This window comes from Tepidibacter sp. (assembly GCF_025210165.1).
In the GTDB taxonomy this organism is placed as follows: Bacteria; Bacillota; Clostridia; order Peptostreptococcales; family Peptostreptococcaceae; genus Tepidibacter_A.
This window is the reverse complement of the sequence record NZ_JAOASI010000040.1, coordinates 1-17,162: the sequence shown is the minus strand read 5'-3', so window position 1 is coordinate 17,162 and position 17,162 is coordinate 1. Positions and strand designations below refer to the sequence as shown.

The following is a 17,162-nucleotide window of genomic DNA, read 5'->3' as shown; positions in this document are numbered from 1 at the left end:
CATAAAATTATACAAATACAAGATAATACTGGTATAATTAAGAATAAATATTACAAAATCGTAATATTTAAGCGATAATTTGTTTATTTTAATAAAAATTAATATATAATAAATCTTCAAGGGGGTAAATACGATGATTAAATTTTGGAAGCTACATGGAGCTGGAAATGATTTTATAGCAGTGGATGGTGAAACATATATTATAGATGATTATTCTGAATTTGCAAAAAATGTCTGCCATAGACATTTTGGAATAGGAGCTGATGGGATTTTAGTTTATAAAAAAACAGATGATGCCGATGCTCAAATGGTTTATTATAATTCAGATGGTTCAATAGCTAAAATGTGTGGAAATGGAATAAGATGCTTTGCAAAATTTATATATGACAATAAGCTTGTAGATAAAACAGAGTTTAAAGTAAAGACCCTAGATGGAATAAAAAATATCAGTATAGATGTTAAAAATAATAAAATAGAAAATATCAAGGTAAATATGGGAAAAGCAAATTTTGACCCAAAGGCTGTACCTGTAAATACTGAAAAGGATATTTTTATAAATGAAAAAATAGAAATAGATGGTGTAAGTATTAATATATCATCTATATTAATAGGAGTACCTCACAGTGTTGTATTTGTAGATAAAATAGATAAAGAATTCATATTAAACTATGGTCCGGAAATTGAAAAATTAGATATATTCCCACAAAAAACTAATGTAAACTTTGTTAAGGTAATAGATGAAAATAATATAAAGGTATTTACTTGGGAAAGAGGATGTGGATATACTCTTGCATGTGGAACTGGAATATGTTCATCTGTTGTAATAGCTAATTACTTAGAATTAGTATCAGACAAAGTTAATGTGGAATCAGAAGGTGGAAAGTTATTTATAGAGGTTACTGAGGATACGATTTATATGAATGGACCTGCTGTTAAAATATGCGAAGGATTATTGGAGGTTAAATAAATGGCAATTAGTATGACTGGATTTGGTAGAGGTGAAAATAGTAATGAAAAATTTAATTTCATTATAGAAGCCAAAAGTGTAAATCACAAGTATACCGATATAAGTGTTAAAATTCCAAGAAAGATATCTTTTCTGGAAGAAGATATAAGAATGCTTGCAAAAAATTATATTAAAAGAGGTAGAGTAGATATCTTTGTAAGATATGAGATAATAGGAGAATCTGATATAAACTTAAAGCTAGATTCAAATCTTGCATCTCAGTATTATAATGAGCTTATAAAGATAAAAAATGAATTTGATGTAAAAGATGATATATCTGTTATGAATATAGCTAAGTTTCCAGAAATGATAAAAATAGAGGAAAAAGAAGATGATGAAAAAGCTATATGGAACTGCTTGAAGGAAGCGGTTGAAAATGCTCTTATAAACTTGAAAGATATGAGAAAAATAGAAGGAGAAAGACTCTCTCAAGATGTTAAATTAAGATGTAATCTTTTAGAAAAATATATTGATGAAATAGAGAAAAATTCATATAATGTAGTTGCTGAATATAAGGATAAACTGGAAAATAGAATAAAAGAATTACTTAAGGATTCTATTGAAATAGATGAGAATAGATTAATACAAGAAGTTGCTATATATGCTGATAAAAGCAGTATAACAGAAGAACTTGTTAGATTTAAAAGTCATATAAAGCAGATTGAAAAAAATATAGACTTAAATGATTTAATAGGTAGAAAAATAGATTTCTTAATTCAAGAGATGAACAGAGAAGTAAACACAATAGGTTCTAAATCTTCAGATTTAAAAATAACTGAGCTTGTAGTTGAAATAAAAAGTGAATTAGAAAAAATCAGGGAGCAAATTCAAAATATAGAATAGGAGAAATAAGAATGGGAATAAAACTTATAAATATAGGATTTGGAAATATAGTTTCAGCAAATAAAATAGTAGCTATAGTTAGTCCTGAATCTGCCCCTATAAAGAGAATGATACAAGAGTCAAGAGAAAAACATATGCTTATAGATGCAACATATGGTAGAAGAACTAGGGCTGTAGTTATAACTGATAGCCAGCATATAATTCTTTCTGCTGTTCAGCCAGAAACAGTTGCACATAGACTTGAATTAAAAGAAGAAAATAATAATGAAGAATAGGAAGGAAGGTACTGATGAAAAGAGAAGGACTTTTAATAGTAGTTTCAGGTCCATCTGGAGCTGGAAAAGGAACTATATGCAAAGAACTTTTAAGTAGAAATGAAGATATACATCTTTCTGTTTCTGCAACAACTAGACAGCCTAGACAAGGTGAAGTGGATGGCATAAACTATCATTTCATATCTAAAGAAAAATTTGAAAATATGATAGAAAATGATGAGTTTTTAGAGTATGCTAGGGTATACGATAATTTCTATGGAACTCCAAAGGAAGCAGTAATGGATACTTTAAGTAAAGGTCAAAATGTATTGCTTGAAATAGATATACAAGGAGCTATGAGTGTAAAAGATAGATATCCCAATGGAGTATTTGTATTTATACTTCCTCCATCACTAGATGAATTAAAAAATAGAATAGTAAAAAGAGGAACAGAAACCGAAGCAGATATTAATAAAAGATTTGGAAGTGCTATATTTGAAATAGAGAAGATTGAAAACTACCATTATTTCATAATGAATAAAGATGTTGATAGATCTACTTTTGAACTTGAAAATATAATTAATGCAGAAAAGAACAAGGTATGTAGGTACAAAAATAATATAATAAAGAAATTTAAGGAGGAATTATAATATGTTATACCCATCAATAAACGATCTTTTAAAGAAAATAGATAATAGATACAACTTAGTAATAGCTGTATCTAAGAGAGCGAGACACTTAATAGAAGGTGAGGAAGAATTAGTAAAAACAAAAGAAATAAAGCCTGTTGATGTAGCTACTCAAGAAGTATATGAAGATAAAATAAACTATAGACCTATGACTGCTGAAGAAATAGAAAATGAAGGAAAAGAAGAACCTATAGAAGTAGAAAATAAAGAGGAGTAAAAAATGTTAAGCTCAAAGAATATAGTTATCGGAGTATCAGGTGGAATAGCTGCATATAAAGCATGTGATATTGTGAGTAGATTTAAAAAGTTAAATGCAAATATTAAAGTTATAATGACAAAATCGGCTGCAGAATTTGTAACACCATTGACATTTCAATCTCTAAGCCAAAATTTTGTTGTTGTAGATATGTTTGATGAATTAAAAACTTGGGATGTTGAGCATATATCGTTAGCTCAGTGGGCAGATTTGTTTTTAATAGCTCCTGCAACTGCTAATATAATAGGTAAAATAGCAAATGGGATAGCAGATGATATGCTCTCTACTACTGTTATGGCTACAAAAGCTGAAGTTTTGATAGCTCCTGCTATGAATACTAATATGTATGAAAATAAAATAGTCCAAAATAATATATCAAAACTTGAAGAACTTGGGTGTAAATTCGTTGAACCTGAATCAGGAAGATTAGCTTGTGGAGATATAGGTAAAGGAAAGCTAGCTTCTCCTGAGTCTATAGTTGATAAAGTGTGTGATATTTTAATACTAGAGCAAGACTTAACAGATAAAAATATATTAATAACAGCTGGACCAACTATAGAAAATATAGATCCTGTAAGGTATATAACTAATAGATCTAGTGGAAAAATGGGTTATTCAATAGCTAGAAAGGCTATAGAAAGAGGCGCCAATGTAACACTTGTATCTGGAAAAACGAATCTAGATATACCTAAGGGAGTTTCTAAATTTATACAGATAGAATCAGCTAAACAAATGTATGATGTTGTTATAGATAATTTAGATGAAAATGATATTATAATAAAATCAGCTGCTGTTGCTGATTATAAGCCTAAGAATATATCTAATTCTAAAATTAAAAAATCTGATGATGATTTAATTCTAGAATTAGATAGAAATAAAGATATATTAAAAGAAATAGGAAAAATAAAAAAGGATAAGATATTAGTTGGATTTGCAGCAGAAACCAATGATTTAATTCAAAATGCTAAGAAAAAAATAGAAAAGAAAAATCTAGATTTTATAGTAGCAAATGATTTGACTCAAGAAGGAGCAGGCTTTGCTGTTGATACCAATATAGTTAAAATAATAGACAAGAATGGAAATATACAAGAATATCCTAAAATGAAAAAATATGAAATATCTAATATTATATTAGATAAAGTAAAGATGTTATCAAAATAGCTATAATATAAAAGTCCTATATTATTTAAAATAATATTGGACTTTTATATTATAAAGTAGGTGTAGTTCATGGAAAAATATGCAAAGGTTATAGTCAGTAATAATTCTAATTATACGGATGAACTTTATACTTATAAAATCCCAGAATTTTTAATGGATGAAATAAGAATAGGCCATAGAGTTTTAGTAAGCTTTGGGAAAGCTAATAAGCCCATAGAGGCATTTGTATTTGATATATCATCTGAAAAAGATGGGAATTTTAGAGTGAAAGAAATTATAGATATATTAGACAAAACTCCTATACTTAAGCAAAGAGATATAGAACTTGTAAAGTGGATGAGAGAAGAATATATATGCACATTTATGGATGCTATAAACTGTATATATCCTAAGGGAGTTAGGCTTACTAATTACAAGGTTGTAACATTAATATATTTTCAATATGATAATATTAGCTCAAAAGAACAGAGTTTAATAGATGAAATAAAGAATAATAAGAATCAAATGAAAATAGACAAGCTTGTAGTTAAGTTTGGAAAGAGTGTCAATAATACTATAAAGAAATTAAAAGATAAGAAAATATTAGATATACATTGGGAGTATAAGAATATAAAAAATGAAAAGTATATTCAGAATATAAGTTTAAATGTTAAGACAAATATAGATGATTTGATAGAATCATTAAATAAAAAAAGAGCATTCAAGCAAGCTCAAATTATAGGTTTTTTAAAGGATAATGAAAATGCAGAAATAAATGATGTTATGAGTATATTAAATGTTACTAAAAAATCTATAGATTCTTTGATAAAAAAAGGATACGTGAATATTCAAAAACTAGATTATTACAGAAAGCCTAAATTAGACTATAAAATAAAAGAAAAAAATATAAATTTAAATAATGAGCAAATTGAAGCTTTAAAAAAACTAAAGTATTCTATTGATGATTATAATAAAACACCATTTTTACTTCATGGAGTGACTGGTAGTGGTAAGACTGAGGTATATATAAATACAATAAAAGAGGCCTTAAATAGAGGGTTAGATAGTATAGTTTTAGTTCCTGAAATTTCTTTAACACCTCAGACAATAGCAAGGTTTAAGAATAGTTTTGGTGATATAATTGCTGTTTTTCATAGTAAACTTTCTAGTGGTGAAAAATATGATGAATATAGGAGAGTGAGAGAAGGAAAAGCCAAAATTGTAATAGGTGCAAGGTCGGCTTTGTTTGCTCCCTTTAATAACTTAGGTGTTATAATAATAGATGAGTTTCATGAAAGCTCATATAAATCAGATTCGAATCCTAAATACTCTACTATAGAGGTTGCTAAGTTTATAGCAACAATAGAAAATTCAACACTAATATTGGGGTCTGCAACTCCATCTATAGAAGAATATTATAGGTCAAAAACAGGTGAATATGAACTGATAGAGCTTAAAAAAAGAGCTAACAATAAAGAAATGCCTAAGATAGAAGTAGTTGATATGAAAGAAGAGCTTGACAAAGGAAATAAAACTATATTTAGTTCAAGATTATATGAAGAGATAAAAAATAATCTTAAGAATAATAATCAAAGCATACTGTTTTTGAACAGAAGAGGATATGCAAGTTTTATATCTTGTAGAAAATGTGGATATACATTCAAATGCTCAAACTGTGAAATATCACTAACTTATCATAAAGGAATTAATAAAGCAAAATGCCATTACTGTGGATTTGAAGAAAGAAAATTAAGCGAGTGCCCAAGTTGTGGAAGTAACTATATAAAAGAGTTTGGATTAGGTACTCAAAGGATAGAAGAAGAAATAAAAAAATACTTTGAAAATGCTAGAGTTTTAAGAATGGATAAAGATACTACATCTAAAAAAGGAGCTCATGAGAAGATATTAAATGAGTTTAAAAATAGAAATGCAGACATATTAATAGGAACACAGATGATAGGTAAGGGACTTGATTTTGAGGATGTAACATTGGTTGGAATTTTATGTGGAGATATGACTCTTAAAATACCTGACTTTAGAAGCTCTGAAAAAGCATTTCAAACTATAAGCCAAGTTGCTGGGCGTTCAGGAAGAGCATATTTAGCTGGTAAGGTTATACTTCAAGCTTACGATATAGATCATTATGCAATAAAACATGCTGTAGAGCATGATTTTGAAGGTTTTTATAATGATGAAATAAAAATAAGGCAGGCTTTTAATTACGTACCCTTTGATAATATGATAAGCGTAGTTATATCTGGTGAGGATGAAAAAAAAGTTATAAATAATATTCAAAAACTTTATGATTCTATAGTTTATCTTCTTAGAAAAAAAGGATATGATTCTTTTGATTTTATATTAGGACCAAATCCGTGCATAATATCTAAGATAAACAAAAACTATAGATGGCAGATACTTGTGAAAGATTTAAATGTTGAAATAAAACTGTTAAAGAGTATAATAAAGTATATATGTATACAAAAAAGAAGATTTATATTTGATAATGATATAAAAATAAGTATAGATATAAATCCATTTAATATATTATAGGGAGGAATTAGAATGGCACTTAGAAATATAAGAGAAGATAAGGATGAGGTTTTAAGAAAAAAATCCAGAAAAGTTGACAAAATAGATTCTAAGATAATAACACTACTTGAAGATATGGCAGAGACTATGAGACACGCAGATGGTGTAGGTCTTGCAGCTCCTCAAGTTGGAATATTAAAAAGAGTTGTAGTTATAGATGTAGGTGAGGGATTAATAGAGCTTATAAATCCTGAAATAATAGAAGCATCTGGAAAACAAACTGATGATGAAGGATGCTTAAGTGTTCCTGGAAAGTTTGGAAAAGTAACTAGACCTGATAATGTAAAGGTTAGAGCTTTCAATAGGGATGGAGAAGAATTTATAATAGAGGGTAAAGGGTTATTGGCTAGAGCACTTTGCCATGAGATAGATCATTTAGAAGGCATTTTATTTACAGATAAGGTAGAAGGAAAACTTCAAGGATAATTAAAGAGGTGATATAGATGAAGGCAGTATTTATGGGAACACCAGATTTTGCAGTACCATCATTAAAGGTTTTAATAGAAGAAGGATTTGATGTTGCTTCGGTTATAACTCAACCAGATAAGCCAAAAGGAAGAGGAAAGAAAATGAGTATGCCACCTGTTAAAGAGGAGGCACTAAAGCATGGGATAGAAGTACATCAGCCCAAAAGGGTTAAATCTGAAGAATTCGTATCAGTATTAAAAGAGATGAATCCAGATGTTATAATAGTTGTTGCATTTGGACAAATACTGTCAAAAGAAATACTTGATATACCAAAGTTCGGGTGTATAAATGTACATGGATCTCTATTACCCGAGTATAGAGGTGCAGCTCCTATAAATTGGGTTGTTATAAATGGAGAAAAAACTACGGGTATTACAACTATGTATATGGATGAAGGACTTGATACAGGAGATATGATATTAAAAGCAAAGCTTGATATAGGGGAAGACGAAACTGCAGGTGAGCTTTATAGTAGAATGTGCACACTTGGAGGAGAAGTTCTAAGAGATACTTTAAAGTTATTAAAGGATAATAATCTAAAAAGAGAAAAACAAGATGATTCAAAATCTAGCTATGCTCCTATAATGGATAAAAGCCTTGGCAATATAAAATGGGATGATGAATGTAAAAATATATTTAATCTTATAAGGGGTACTAATCCGTGGCCAAGTTCATTTACGAAGTATAAAGGAGATACTATGAAGATATGGTCATCAAAGGTACTTAAGTCAACTTCAGATAAAATACCTGGGAGTATAATAGATGTAACAGAAGATGGAATCGAAGTATCAACGGGAACGACTAATTTGCTCGTAAAAGAAATTCAAATGCCTGGTAAAAAAAGAATGCAAGTCAAAGATTATATAAGAGGAAATCAAATAGATAAAACATTAATACTGGGTGAATAATATGAATAATGAAAAAAAATTCATATACTTAATGGGTGTAATAGCTCTATTCTTTGCTTTAGTATATAAACTAGTTAATTTCGTGATCTATAGTAAAGATATGAAGTTTGTTAGTATAAGTATTACATTATTAAATATACTATTGATGATAATAATAACAGTAATAATATTATCATCAATAGTATCTTATCTTATTTTAAAAGGCAAAAAAATAAGTAGGAATATAATGAAAATTAATTTGAATATAGTAAATGGTATGTATCCTCTTATAATAATTACTACTAAAATATTCTCTATACCTAAAAATGATATTAGAAAAGTATATGTGATTTTAAATAATAATTATATATATTCTAATAAATATAACTTTAAAGCAGAGGATATAATGCTTATAACACCTCACTGTCTACAAAAAAACTTTTGTAAATATAAGGTTACAAATGATATAGATAATTGTAGACAGTGTGGACAGTGCAATGTGCAGGATTTAGTTAAACTAAAGCAAAAATATAATGTGAAGGCCTTTGTTGCAACTGGAGGAACTCTAGCTAGAAAAATAATAATAGAGAATAAACCAAAAGCTGTAATAGCTATTGCGTGTGAGAGAGATTTAACCAGTGGAATACAGGATGTATCTAAGTTTCACGTAATAGGTATACTAAACAAAAGACCAAATGGACCTTGTTTTAATACAGAAATAGATATTGAAAAGGTAGAAGAGGCCATTAAATTTTTCTTAGGAGGTAATTAGGATGTATCCTTATTATGGATTTGACCCAACTATGATTTTATTAATTCCAGCTATGTTATTTGCAGTATATGCTCAAACTAAGGTTAAAACAACCTTTAATAAATATCTAAGAGTATACAGCCAAAGGGGATATACAGGAGCTCAGGTGGCTAGATATATACTAGATAAAAATGGACTTAGAAATGTAGATATAGAGTTGACTCACGGAAGGCTTAGTGATCATTATGATCCTAGAAGTAGAGTTTTAAGATTTTCAAATGATGTATATCATGGAACGTCTATAGCCTCTGTTTCAGTAGCAGCTCATGAAGTTGGCCATGCTATTCAACATGGAGAAGCGTATTTTCCACTTGCGTTTAGAAATAATTTAGTTCCTATAGTAAATATAAGTTCATCTATGTCTTGGATATTTATAATGGTAGGCTTTTTAGTTATACCTTCGTTATTAAAAATAGGTATACTTTTATTTTCTGGTGCTGTATTATTCCAAGTTGTGACACTTCCTGTTGAATTTAATGCATCATCAAGAGCTATAGATCAACTTGTTGCTAATAGTTTAATAACAACTGAAGAAAGAAAATATAGTAAGAAGGTGCTAGATGCAGCAGCCCTTACTTATGTAGCAGCGGCAGCTAGTGCTATACTTCAATTAGTTAGATTGTTAATTTTAAGTAGTAGAGACGACTAAAAACAAATCCCATATTATTTTTTGAAATAAAAATAATATGGTTTTTTTGCGTAGACGAATTTTAAAGGAGAGAAGAGAATGAAAAGCAGTAGAGAGATAGCACTTAATGCTATATATGATATAGAAAATAATGGATTATACTCTAACTTAGGAGTTAACAAATATTTAAGAGAGAGTAATCTAAAAGATATGGATAGAGGATTTTGTACAGAACTTATATATGGTGTTACAGAGAATAAATATTTCTTAAATTATGTAATAAATAAATTTTCAAAGATAAAGGCTAAAAAATTATCTCCTCATGTTAGAAATATTCTTCAAATGGGGATATATCAGATATTATTCCTAGATAGCACAAAGGATTTTGCAGCTGTAAATGAAAGCGTAAATTTATCTAAAAAGTACTGCAAAAAAGCATCAGGATTTGTTAATGGAGTACTTAGAAATGTTGTTAGAAATCAAAATGATATAAAGTATCCTGAAAAAAGCAAAGATATAGTAAAGTACTTATCTATAAAGTACTCTTATGAAGAATGGATTATTAAAAATTGGATAGATAAATTTGGAGAAGATTTCACTGAAGAACTTGTTCAGGAAAATAACGAGAAACCAGATTTATACTTAAGAACTAATGAAGTAAAAATATCAAGAGAAGATTTAATCAAAAAGCTAGAAGAACAAGGGGTTCAGTGTGAAGCAGTTAAATTAGTTAAAGAAGCGATAAGAGTGAAGAGTCTTAAAAATATAGAAAATAACGAACTATATAAAAAAGGATATTTTCAAATTCAAGATATAAGCTCTATGATAATAGGTCATGTTATAAACCCAAGGGAAAATGAAAATATATTAGATGTGTGTTCAGCACCGGGAGGAAAGACTACTCATTTAGCTAGTTTAATGAAGAATACAGGAACAGTTGTAGCTAGAGATATATTCGACCACAAACTAAAGCTTATAAAAGAAAATACACAAAGACTGGGACTTAATAATGTAGATATTCAAAAATTTGATGCTACAGAGCTTGATAATAAAAGTATAGAAAAATTTGACACAGTGTTAGTTGATGCACCTTGTTCTGGATTTGGTATAATAAGAAGAAAGCCTGAAATAAAATATAAAAAGAAAAAGGATTTAGAAGATATACCCAAGATTCAGAAAATAATACTTCAAAATAACTCTAAATATGTAAAAAAAGGTGGATTATTAATATATAGTACATGTACAATAGAAGATAGAGAAAATATAGATATAGTAAATGAATTTTTAAAACTAAACGATGATTTCAAACTTGAACCAATACAAAATATAAATGTTGATCTAGAAAATCAAGAAGATGGATACATAAAGCTATATCCTAATATACATGGAATGGATGGATTTTTTATAGCTAAATTAAGAAGGACAAGGTAGTGATTTAAATGAATAAGGTATGTTTAAAATCTTTAACTGAAAATGATATGAAGGAATTTATGAAGGAAATAGGAGAAAAACCATTTAGGGGGAATCAAATTTTTAGTTGGATATATAAAGAAATAGACTCTATAGATGATATGAGTAATATTTCTAAGGATCTAAGAAAAAAACTATCAGAAAGATCAAAGCTTGGAAAATTGGAAATATATAAGAAATTTGAATCTAAAATAGATGGAACTATAAAATATCTGTTTGCACTTGAAGATAAAAATATAATAGAGAGCGTTATGATGAAGTACGAACATGGAGTATCTGTTTGTATATCAACTCAAGTTGGTTGTAGAATGGGATGTAATTTCTGTGCATCTACAATAGATGGTTTAGAAAGAAATTTAGAGCCGTGGGAGATATTAGATCAAGTTCTTCAAATTCAAAAAGATATTAAAACTAGAGTATCAAACATTGTATTAATGGGAAGCGGAGAACCTTTTGATAATTTTGAGAATGTTAAAAAGTTTTTAGAAATAGTAAATGAGAAGAATGGTCTTAATATAGGATATAGACATATAACTCTTTCTACTTGTGGAATAGTACCTAAAATATATGAGCTTGCTGATATGAATATTCCTATAAACTTAGCTATATCACTTCACGCAGCAGATGAAAATACTAGAAGAGAAATAATGCCAATAGCAAAATCATATACTATAGATGAAATTATTAAGGCTTGTAGATATTATATACAAAAAACTAATAGAAGAATTACATTTGAATACTCACTTATAAAGGGAGTCAATGACAAAAAAGAAGATGTGAAGCTTTTAGGTAATAAATTAAAAGGAATTCTATGTCATGTAAATTTAATACCTATAAATAAAGTTGAAGAAAGAAGTTACGAAAAACCAGACAAAAATTATGTGTATAAATTTAAAGAAAACTTGAAACAAGCGGGAATTAATTGTACTATAAGAAGAGAAATGGGAAGTGATATTAAGGGAGCTTGTGGACAGTTAAGAAGAAAACATATAAAACAACAGTAAGGTCCTTTGATTGGGGTGTGATTTTATGAAGTATCATATTTTATCTGATATAGGAAATAAAAGAAAACAAAATGAAGATTTTTGTGGCTATGAAATTATAGAACACGATAATCAAGAAATAGCTATATTTACCATAGCAGATGGCATGGGTGGTCATAAAAAAGGAGAAGTAGCTAGTAAATTATCTGTAGAAAACATACTGTACTTTTTAAAAAAGAATTTAGTGAATGTGAATTTTGATAATTACATAGAGGTTAAATCTGTATTAAGGCAAGCTTACAAGTATGTTAATGCTATAGTATATAAAACGTCTTTATACGAGGATAAATATAAGGGTATGGGGACTACTCTTACAACTTCTATAATTCATAAAAAAGATTTATACATAGCAAATATTGGAGATAGTAGCTGTTGTTTATTTACTGATGATTATATAAAGAAAGTTACAAAAGATAATTCTCTAGTTCAAGAACTTATAGATGAAGGCGCTATAACAGAAAAAGAAGCTCTTACTCATCCTCAAAGAAATGTAATAACAAGGGCAATAGGAACCGATGAATTTATAAAAATAGATTTTTATAAAGAAATGTTAGAAAAAGATAATAAAATAGTAATGGCAACTGATGGTCTTACAAATTCGGTAACTATAGATGATTTAAATAATATATTGATAAATAACGATGATTTAAAAAAATGTTGTAGTAAAATGGTTGATATGGCAAAGAAAAATGGCAGTAAAGACAATATATCAGTTATATGTATAACAATTTAATTAAACAGAGAGTTGGTGATACAGTTTATGAAGAAGATGTTTAATGATAGATACGAAATATTAGATAAAATAGGCGATGGGGGAATGGCATTTGTATATAAAGCTAGATGTACTATTTTAAATAGAATTGTAGCTATCAAAGTTTTGAGACCCGAATTTAGCAATGACGAAGAATTTCTTTTGAAATTTAAAAATGAAGCATTAGCATCAGCAGGGCTTACTCATCCTAATATTGTTAATATATACGATGTAGGACAAGATGAAGAGATAAACTATATAGTAATGGAATATGTGGATGGTATGAATCTTAAAGATTTAATAAAGAAAAAAGGAGCACTAGACTATTCTTATGCACTTGATATAATGAAGCAAATAGCTATGGCATTAAATCAAGCACATAAAAATGGGATAGTACATAGAGATATAAAGCCACACAACATATTGATATCAGAAGATAATGTAGCAAAGGTTGCAGATTTTGGTATAGCAAAAGCTACGACCAGTTCAACTATAACTGTAGTTGGTAATGTAATAGGTTCTGTACACTACTTTTCTCCCGAGCAAGCTAGAGGTGGGTATATAGATAAAACTTCAGACCTTTATTCCCTTGGTATAGTTTTGTATGAAATGTTAACAGGAAAAGTACCATTTAGAGGGGATACTCCTGTAAATATAGCTTTAAAACATATAAATGAATATATAGATTTTGAAAAAGATATACCTGATAATATACCAAAGGATATAAAAGGATTGTTATATAAATTAACTCAGAAAAAACAATCTGACAGATATCAAAGTGCATACGAATTAATAAATGATATAGAGTATATAGAAAACAATGTAGAACTTGATTTTGAGCAGGAGTATGATAATTATCATACTCAAAAACTGAATTCTTTAAATGAAGAATTAAAAGCTAATATACCTAAACAACTTAAAGAAGAAGGTGTTAATACGAATATGAGAAAAAAATCTAAAAAGAAAAATAGTAGTAAAAAGAAGATGACTATTCTAGGTGTTTTGTTAGCACTTGTAATGTCGTTATCAATTGCATATTTGATATATAGTATTAAAGATTTGTTTATTGTCCAAAATTATGAAATGCCAGATTTTGAAAATAATACACTAGAAGATGCTACTACTAGACTTGAAGCAATAGGTGTTGATGTTAGGATTAGAAAAGAATTATATGATTCATCAGTAGAAAAAAACCATATAATAAATCAAACTCCATCAGCAGGAAGTCCAATTAAAAAGGGTCAAACAGTCAAATTTGATGTAAGTAAGGGCGGAGAGCCAGTAACTGTTCCTAATTTGGTTAGAAAAACACTTGAAAGTGTAGAAAATATACTAAAAGAAAGTGATTTGAAAGAAGGAGTTATAGACTACGAGTTTAGCTCATTACCTGAAGGGACTATAATAAGTCAAAAACCAAGGGCATTTACAGAAGTGGAACAAGGAACAGGTATAGATTTCATAGTTAGTAAGGGTGAAGAAGTAAAACTTGTAAAGGTACCAAATATAGTTGGAAAAACTTTAGAAGATGCTAGAGTATTATTAGTTGAGCTAGGAATAGGAAAGATAAAATATGAAGAAGATAAAGATAAAAAAGAAGGTGTCATACTTAGGCAAAGTCTAAAGGGTGGACAGCATGTTGAGGAAGGCAAAAAAATAGACTTAACAGTAAATGAGTATGAAGAAGAAGAAGAGGTAGTAGAAGAACCTTCTAAGAAAATTATAGAAAAGCAAATATCATTTGAATTACCACAAGAAGATGAGACTGTAGAGGTTGTAATAAAAGAAAAAGAAAAAAACACTTCAAACACTATATATAATAAGACAATAAATATAAAAGAGTTAGGAAGTATGATATCAGTTCCTATTGAAGGTTATGAAGGACAAACAAAAGAGTATGAGATATATGTAAATGATGTTTTTTATGGTAAAACAACAGCTGAATTTAAATAGAAGGAGAAAAATATGTTAAATGGTAGAATAACAAAGGGTATAGGTGGTTTTTATTATATAGATACAAAGGAAGGTATATATGAATGTAAGGCTAGAGGTATATTTAGAAAGAAAAAGGTAACACCTCTTGTAGGGGATATAGTAGATATATCTGTAGTAAATGAAGAAGAAAAAAAGGGTGTAATAGAAGACATAAAAAAAAGGGATAGTGAATTAATAAGACCTCCTATAGCAAATATAAACAAGGCTATAATAGTATTTAGTATTAAAAATCCACAACCTCATTTTTCACTTTTAGATAGATTTATAGTTTTAGCTGAAAAAGAAGGTCTAGAGGTAATTATAGTAATTAATAAAATAGATTTAGATGATAATAAAGAATATGAAAATGTAAAAAAAGTGTACAATAATGCAGGATATAAAGTAATACCTATAAGTACGAAAAAAGATATTAATATACAACTTGTAAAAAATGAACTAAAAAATAGTATAGTAGTATTTGCTGGACCATCTGGAGTTGGAAAATCTAGCCTTTTAAATAAGATAGATTCAAATCTAAGCCTTGAAACTGGAAGTATAAGTGAAAAGATAAAGAGAGGAAAGCATACAACAAGATATGCGCAGCTTCTAAAGCTAGAAGATGGTGGTATGGTTGCTGATACACCTGGATTTAGTTCTTTAACATTAGACTCCATAGAACCTGAGGACTTGAAGGATTATTTTATAGAGTTTGATGATTATGCTGATGATTGTAAGTTTTATAGAAACTGTCTGCATGAGAATGAGCCAAATTGTGGAGTGAAAAATGCTCTTGATGAAGGGAAAATAACTACTCAAAGATATGAAAGCTACTTACAACTATTAAATGAAATAAGAAAAAAAAATAGGAGGTACTAAACATGATAAAATTAGCCCCATCAATACTTTCAGCAGATTTTGCAAGATTATTAGAGGATATTAAAAAGGTAGAGAGTGTAGGATGTGAGTACTTGCATATAGATGTAATGGATGGACACTTTGTACCTGATATTACATTAGGACCAGGTATAGTAAAAAGCTTAAGAAAAGATGTAAATATGGTGTTTGATGTTCATCTTATGATTGAAAATCCTGATAATTATATAGAAAGTTTTGTAAATGCTGGTGCAGATATAATAACAGTACATCAAGAAGCATGTACACATCTTCATAGAACAATACAAAATATAAAATCAAAGGGTGTTAAGGTTTGTGTATCGTTAAATCCTGCAACTCCTGTAGAAACTATAAAGCATGTTATAGATGAACTTGATATGGTTCTTATAATGACTGTTAACCCTGGATTTGGAGGACAATCATTTATAGAAGGAATGATAGATAAAATAAAAGAGGTTAGAGAACTTGCAAATGAAAGAAATCTTAACCTTGAAATACAAGTTGATGGAGGAATGAAGCCAAGTAATGTTCATAAAGTAGTAGAGGCCGGAGCTAATGTTATTGTTGCAGGCTCTGCTATATTTGGAAGTGATGATATAAATAAGACTGTACAAGAGTTTAGATCAAACTCAGTGATTTAGGAAGTGATTTATTGAAGTCTTTAATAATAGCAAATGGAAGTATGGATGATTATGATTTTTATAAAAATATAATAGATGATTATGATTTTATAATATGTGCTGATGGAGCATCTAATCATGCATACAATATGAATATAGATCCTAGTATCATAATAGGAGATCTTGATTCTATAGATGATAAAGTAAAAAAATATTTTATGGATAAGAATATAGAATTTAATAAATTTCCATCTAAAAAGGACAAAACAGATACGGAAATATGTATAGATTATGCTATAGACAAAGGATCAAAAGAAATCGACTTTATAGGGGTTTTAGGAACTCGTATGGACCATTCCCTTGCTAATATAAACCTTTTATATTCTCTTTTAAAAAAAGGGATTAAAGCGAGAATAATAAACGAAAATAACGAGATACATATAACTGATGGAAAAATACAAGTTACAGGTAAAAAAGGGGACATTATATCTGTTATACCTATATATTCAGATGCATTAGGACTTACTTTAAAAGGACTTGAATATCCTCTTGAAGACTATGATTTAAAATTTGGTATATCAATGGGTATCTCAAATGTTTTAGTTGGTGAAAAGTGTGAAATAAGTGTTAAGAGTGGGTGTGTGTTGGTTATAAAGGCTAAGGATTAGGTGTCTAACCCAAAATAAAGGGTATTAAAATACTATACTGTACCCTATAGAGTGGACACTAAAAAAAGTCTATTCTATAGGGTATTTTTATGTATAATAGAAAAAAAGACGAATGGTGGAAGATAAAATGAGTAATAAAATATTTACAGAAAAAGAAATAAGAATACTTTCTCG

The 17,162-nt window shown here is 28.6% G+C and carries 18 protein-coding genes; all 18 read left to right on the top strand.

Annotation, left to right across the window (positions count from 1 at the left end; genetic code table 11):
- The first annotated feature begins 136 nt into the window (after window positions 1-136).
- The 18 genes from dapF (at window position 137) to N4A48_RS06890 (ending at window position 16,988) form a co-directional block, all read left to right on the top strand.
- Complete coding sequence (dapF, locus tag N4A48_RS06975) at window positions 137-967, top strand: diaminopimelate epimerase (RefSeq protein WP_293665209.1); 831 nt, start codon at window positions 137-139, stop codon at window positions 965-967.
- A complete protein-coding gene (locus N4A48_RS06970; protein WP_293665140.1) occupies window positions 968-1,849 on the top strand; it encodes a YicC/YloC family endoribonuclease in 882 nt (293 codons plus the stop codon).
- An 11-nt stretch (window positions 1,850-1,860) separates the two neighbouring features.
- The gene (gene remA, locus N4A48_RS06965; RefSeq protein WP_293665139.1) at window positions 1,861-2,124 is read left to right on the top strand and encodes an extracellular matrix/biofilm regulator RemA; all 264 of its coding nucleotides are present in this window, start codon (window positions 1,861-1,863) and stop codon (window positions 2,122-2,124) included.
- 14 nt (window positions 2,125-2,138) lie between these two features.
- Window positions 2,139-2,753, top strand: a complete 615-nt coding sequence (gene gmk, locus N4A48_RS06960; RefSeq protein WP_330665066.1) for a guanylate kinase — start codon at window positions 2,139-2,141, stop codon at window positions 2,751-2,753.
- Between the two features lies 1 nt (window position 2,754).
- Window positions 2,755-3,009 (top strand): DNA-directed RNA polymerase subunit omega, encoded by a 255-nt coding sequence (gene rpoZ / locus N4A48_RS06955; RefSeq protein WP_293665138.1) that lies wholly within the window; start codon window positions 2,755-2,757, stop codon window positions 3,007-3,009.
- Window positions 3,010-3,012: 3 nt separating this feature from the next.
- Complete coding sequence (coaBC, locus tag N4A48_RS06950; protein ID WP_293665137.1) at window positions 3,013-4,209, top strand: bifunctional phosphopantothenoylcysteine decarboxylase/phosphopantothenate--cysteine ligase CoaBC; 1,197 nt, start codon at window positions 3,013-3,015, stop codon at window positions 4,207-4,209.
- A gap of 69 nt (window positions 4,210-4,278) precedes the next feature.
- Complete coding sequence (gene priA, locus N4A48_RS06945; protein ID WP_293665136.1) at window positions 4,279-6,738, top strand: primosomal protein N'; 2,460 nt, start codon at window positions 4,279-4,281, stop codon at window positions 6,736-6,738.
- A 12-nt stretch (window positions 6,739-6,750) separates the two neighbouring features.
- A complete protein-coding gene (gene def / locus N4A48_RS06940; protein WP_293665135.1) occupies window positions 6,751-7,203 on the top strand; it encodes a peptide deformylase in 453 nt (150 codons plus the stop codon).
- A gap of 17 nt (window positions 7,204-7,220) precedes the next feature.
- On the top strand, window positions 7,221-8,153 hold the full coding sequence (fmt, locus tag N4A48_RS06935) for a methionyl-tRNA formyltransferase (protein WP_293665134.1): 933 nt from the start codon (window positions 7,221-7,223) through the stop codon (window positions 8,151-8,153).
- 1 nt (window position 8,154) lies between these two features.
- Window positions 8,155-8,904, top strand: coding sequence for a DUF116 domain-containing protein (locus N4A48_RS06930; RefSeq protein WP_293665133.1), 750 nt, complete (start codon window positions 8,155-8,157; stop codon window positions 8,902-8,904).
- A gap of 1 nt (window position 8,905) precedes the next feature.
- On the top strand, window positions 8,906-9,592 hold the full coding sequence (locus N4A48_RS06925) for a zinc metallopeptidase (protein ID WP_293665132.1): 687 nt from the start codon (window positions 8,906-8,908) through the stop codon (window positions 9,590-9,592).
- 78 nt (window positions 9,593-9,670) lie between these two features.
- Window positions 9,671-11,002, top strand: a complete 1,332-nt coding sequence (rsmB, locus tag N4A48_RS06920) for a 16S rRNA (cytosine(967)-C(5))-methyltransferase RsmB (RefSeq protein WP_293665131.1) — start codon at window positions 9,671-9,673, stop codon at window positions 11,000-11,002.
- 8 nt (window positions 11,003-11,010) lie between these two features.
- Window positions 11,011-12,045: a 23S rRNA (adenine(2503)-C(2))-methyltransferase RlmN gene (gene rlmN / locus N4A48_RS06915; RefSeq protein WP_293665130.1), complete on the top strand. Its 1,035-nt coding sequence runs from the start codon at window positions 11,011-11,013 to the stop codon at window positions 12,043-12,045.
- 25 nt (window positions 12,046-12,070) lie between these two features.
- Window positions 12,071-12,817 carry a Stp1/IreP family PP2C-type Ser/Thr phosphatase gene (locus N4A48_RS06910; RefSeq protein WP_293665129.1) on the top strand — a complete coding sequence of 249 codons (747 nt, stop codon included), beginning with the start codon at window positions 12,071-12,073 and terminating at the stop codon, window positions 12,815-12,817.
- Between the two features lie 27 nt (window positions 12,818-12,844).
- A complete protein-coding gene (pknB, locus tag N4A48_RS06905; protein ID WP_293665128.1) occupies window positions 12,845-14,785 on the top strand; it encodes a Stk1 family PASTA domain-containing Ser/Thr kinase in 1,941 nt (646 codons plus the stop codon).
- Between the two features lie 12 nt (window positions 14,786-14,797).
- On the top strand, window positions 14,798-15,682 hold the full coding sequence (rsgA, locus tag N4A48_RS06900; RefSeq protein WP_293665127.1) for a ribosome small subunit-dependent GTPase A: 885 nt from the start codon (window positions 14,798-14,800) through the stop codon (window positions 15,680-15,682).
- A gap of 2 nt (window positions 15,683-15,684) precedes the next feature.
- Window positions 15,685-16,341, top strand: coding sequence for a ribulose-phosphate 3-epimerase (gene rpe / locus N4A48_RS06895; protein WP_293665126.1), 657 nt, complete (start codon window positions 15,685-15,687; stop codon window positions 16,339-16,341).
- Between the two features lie 11 nt (window positions 16,342-16,352).
- Window positions 16,353-16,988, top strand: a complete 636-nt coding sequence (locus tag N4A48_RS06890) for a thiamine diphosphokinase (protein WP_293665125.1) — start codon at window positions 16,353-16,355, stop codon at window positions 16,986-16,988.
- The last annotated feature ends 174 nt before the right edge of the window (window positions 16,989-17,162 follow it).

What these genes read in the sequence shown, in the direction of transcription:
- N4A48_RS06970 (WP_293665140.1), top strand. Translation starts at nt 968, where the DNA reads ATGGCAATTAGTATGACTGGATTTGGTAGAGGTGAAAATAGTAATGAA.
- remA (WP_293665139.1), top strand. Translation starts at nt 1,861, where the DNA reads ATGGGAATAAAACTTATAAATATAGGATTTGGAAATATAGTTTCAGCA.
- gmk (WP_330665066.1), top strand. Translation starts at nt 2,139, where the DNA reads ATGAAAAGAGAAGGACTTTTAATAGTAGTTTCAGGTCCATCTGGAGCT.
- rpoZ (WP_293665138.1), top strand. Translation starts at nt 2,755, where the DNA reads ATGTTATACCCATCAATAAACGATCTTTTAAAGAAAATAGATAATAGA.
- coaBC (WP_293665137.1), top strand. Translation starts at nt 3,013, where the DNA reads ATGTTAAGCTCAAAGAATATAGTTATCGGAGTATCAGGTGGAATAGCT.
- priA (WP_293665136.1), top strand. Translation starts at nt 4,279, where the DNA reads ATGGAAAAATATGCAAAGGTTATAGTCAGTAATAATTCTAATTATACG.
- def (WP_293665135.1), top strand. Translation starts at nt 6,751, where the DNA reads ATGGCACTTAGAAATATAAGAGAAGATAAGGATGAGGTTTTAAGAAAA.
- fmt (WP_293665134.1), top strand. Translation starts at nt 7,221, where the DNA reads ATGAAGGCAGTATTTATGGGAACACCAGATTTTGCAGTACCATCATTA.
- N4A48_RS06930 (WP_293665133.1), top strand. Translation starts at nt 8,155, where the DNA reads ATGAATAATGAAAAAAAATTCATATACTTAATGGGTGTAATAGCTCTA.
- N4A48_RS06925 (WP_293665132.1), top strand. Translation starts at nt 8,906, where the DNA reads ATGTATCCTTATTATGGATTTGACCCAACTATGATTTTATTAATTCCA.
- rsmB (WP_293665131.1), top strand. Translation starts at nt 9,671, where the DNA reads ATGAAAAGCAGTAGAGAGATAGCACTTAATGCTATATATGATATAGAA.
- rlmN (WP_293665130.1), top strand. Translation starts at nt 11,011, where the DNA reads ATGAATAAGGTATGTTTAAAATCTTTAACTGAAAATGATATGAAGGAA.
- N4A48_RS06910 (WP_293665129.1), top strand. Translation starts at nt 12,071, where the DNA reads ATGAAGTATCATATTTTATCTGATATAGGAAATAAAAGAAAACAAAAT.
- pknB (WP_293665128.1), top strand. Translation starts at nt 12,845, where the DNA reads ATGAAGAAGATGTTTAATGATAGATACGAAATATTAGATAAAATAGGC.
- rsgA (WP_293665127.1), top strand. Translation starts at nt 14,798, where the DNA reads ATGTTAAATGGTAGAATAACAAAGGGTATAGGTGGTTTTTATTATATA.
- rpe (WP_293665126.1), top strand. Translation starts at nt 15,685, where the DNA reads ATGATAAAATTAGCCCCATCAATACTTTCAGCAGATTTTGCAAGATTA.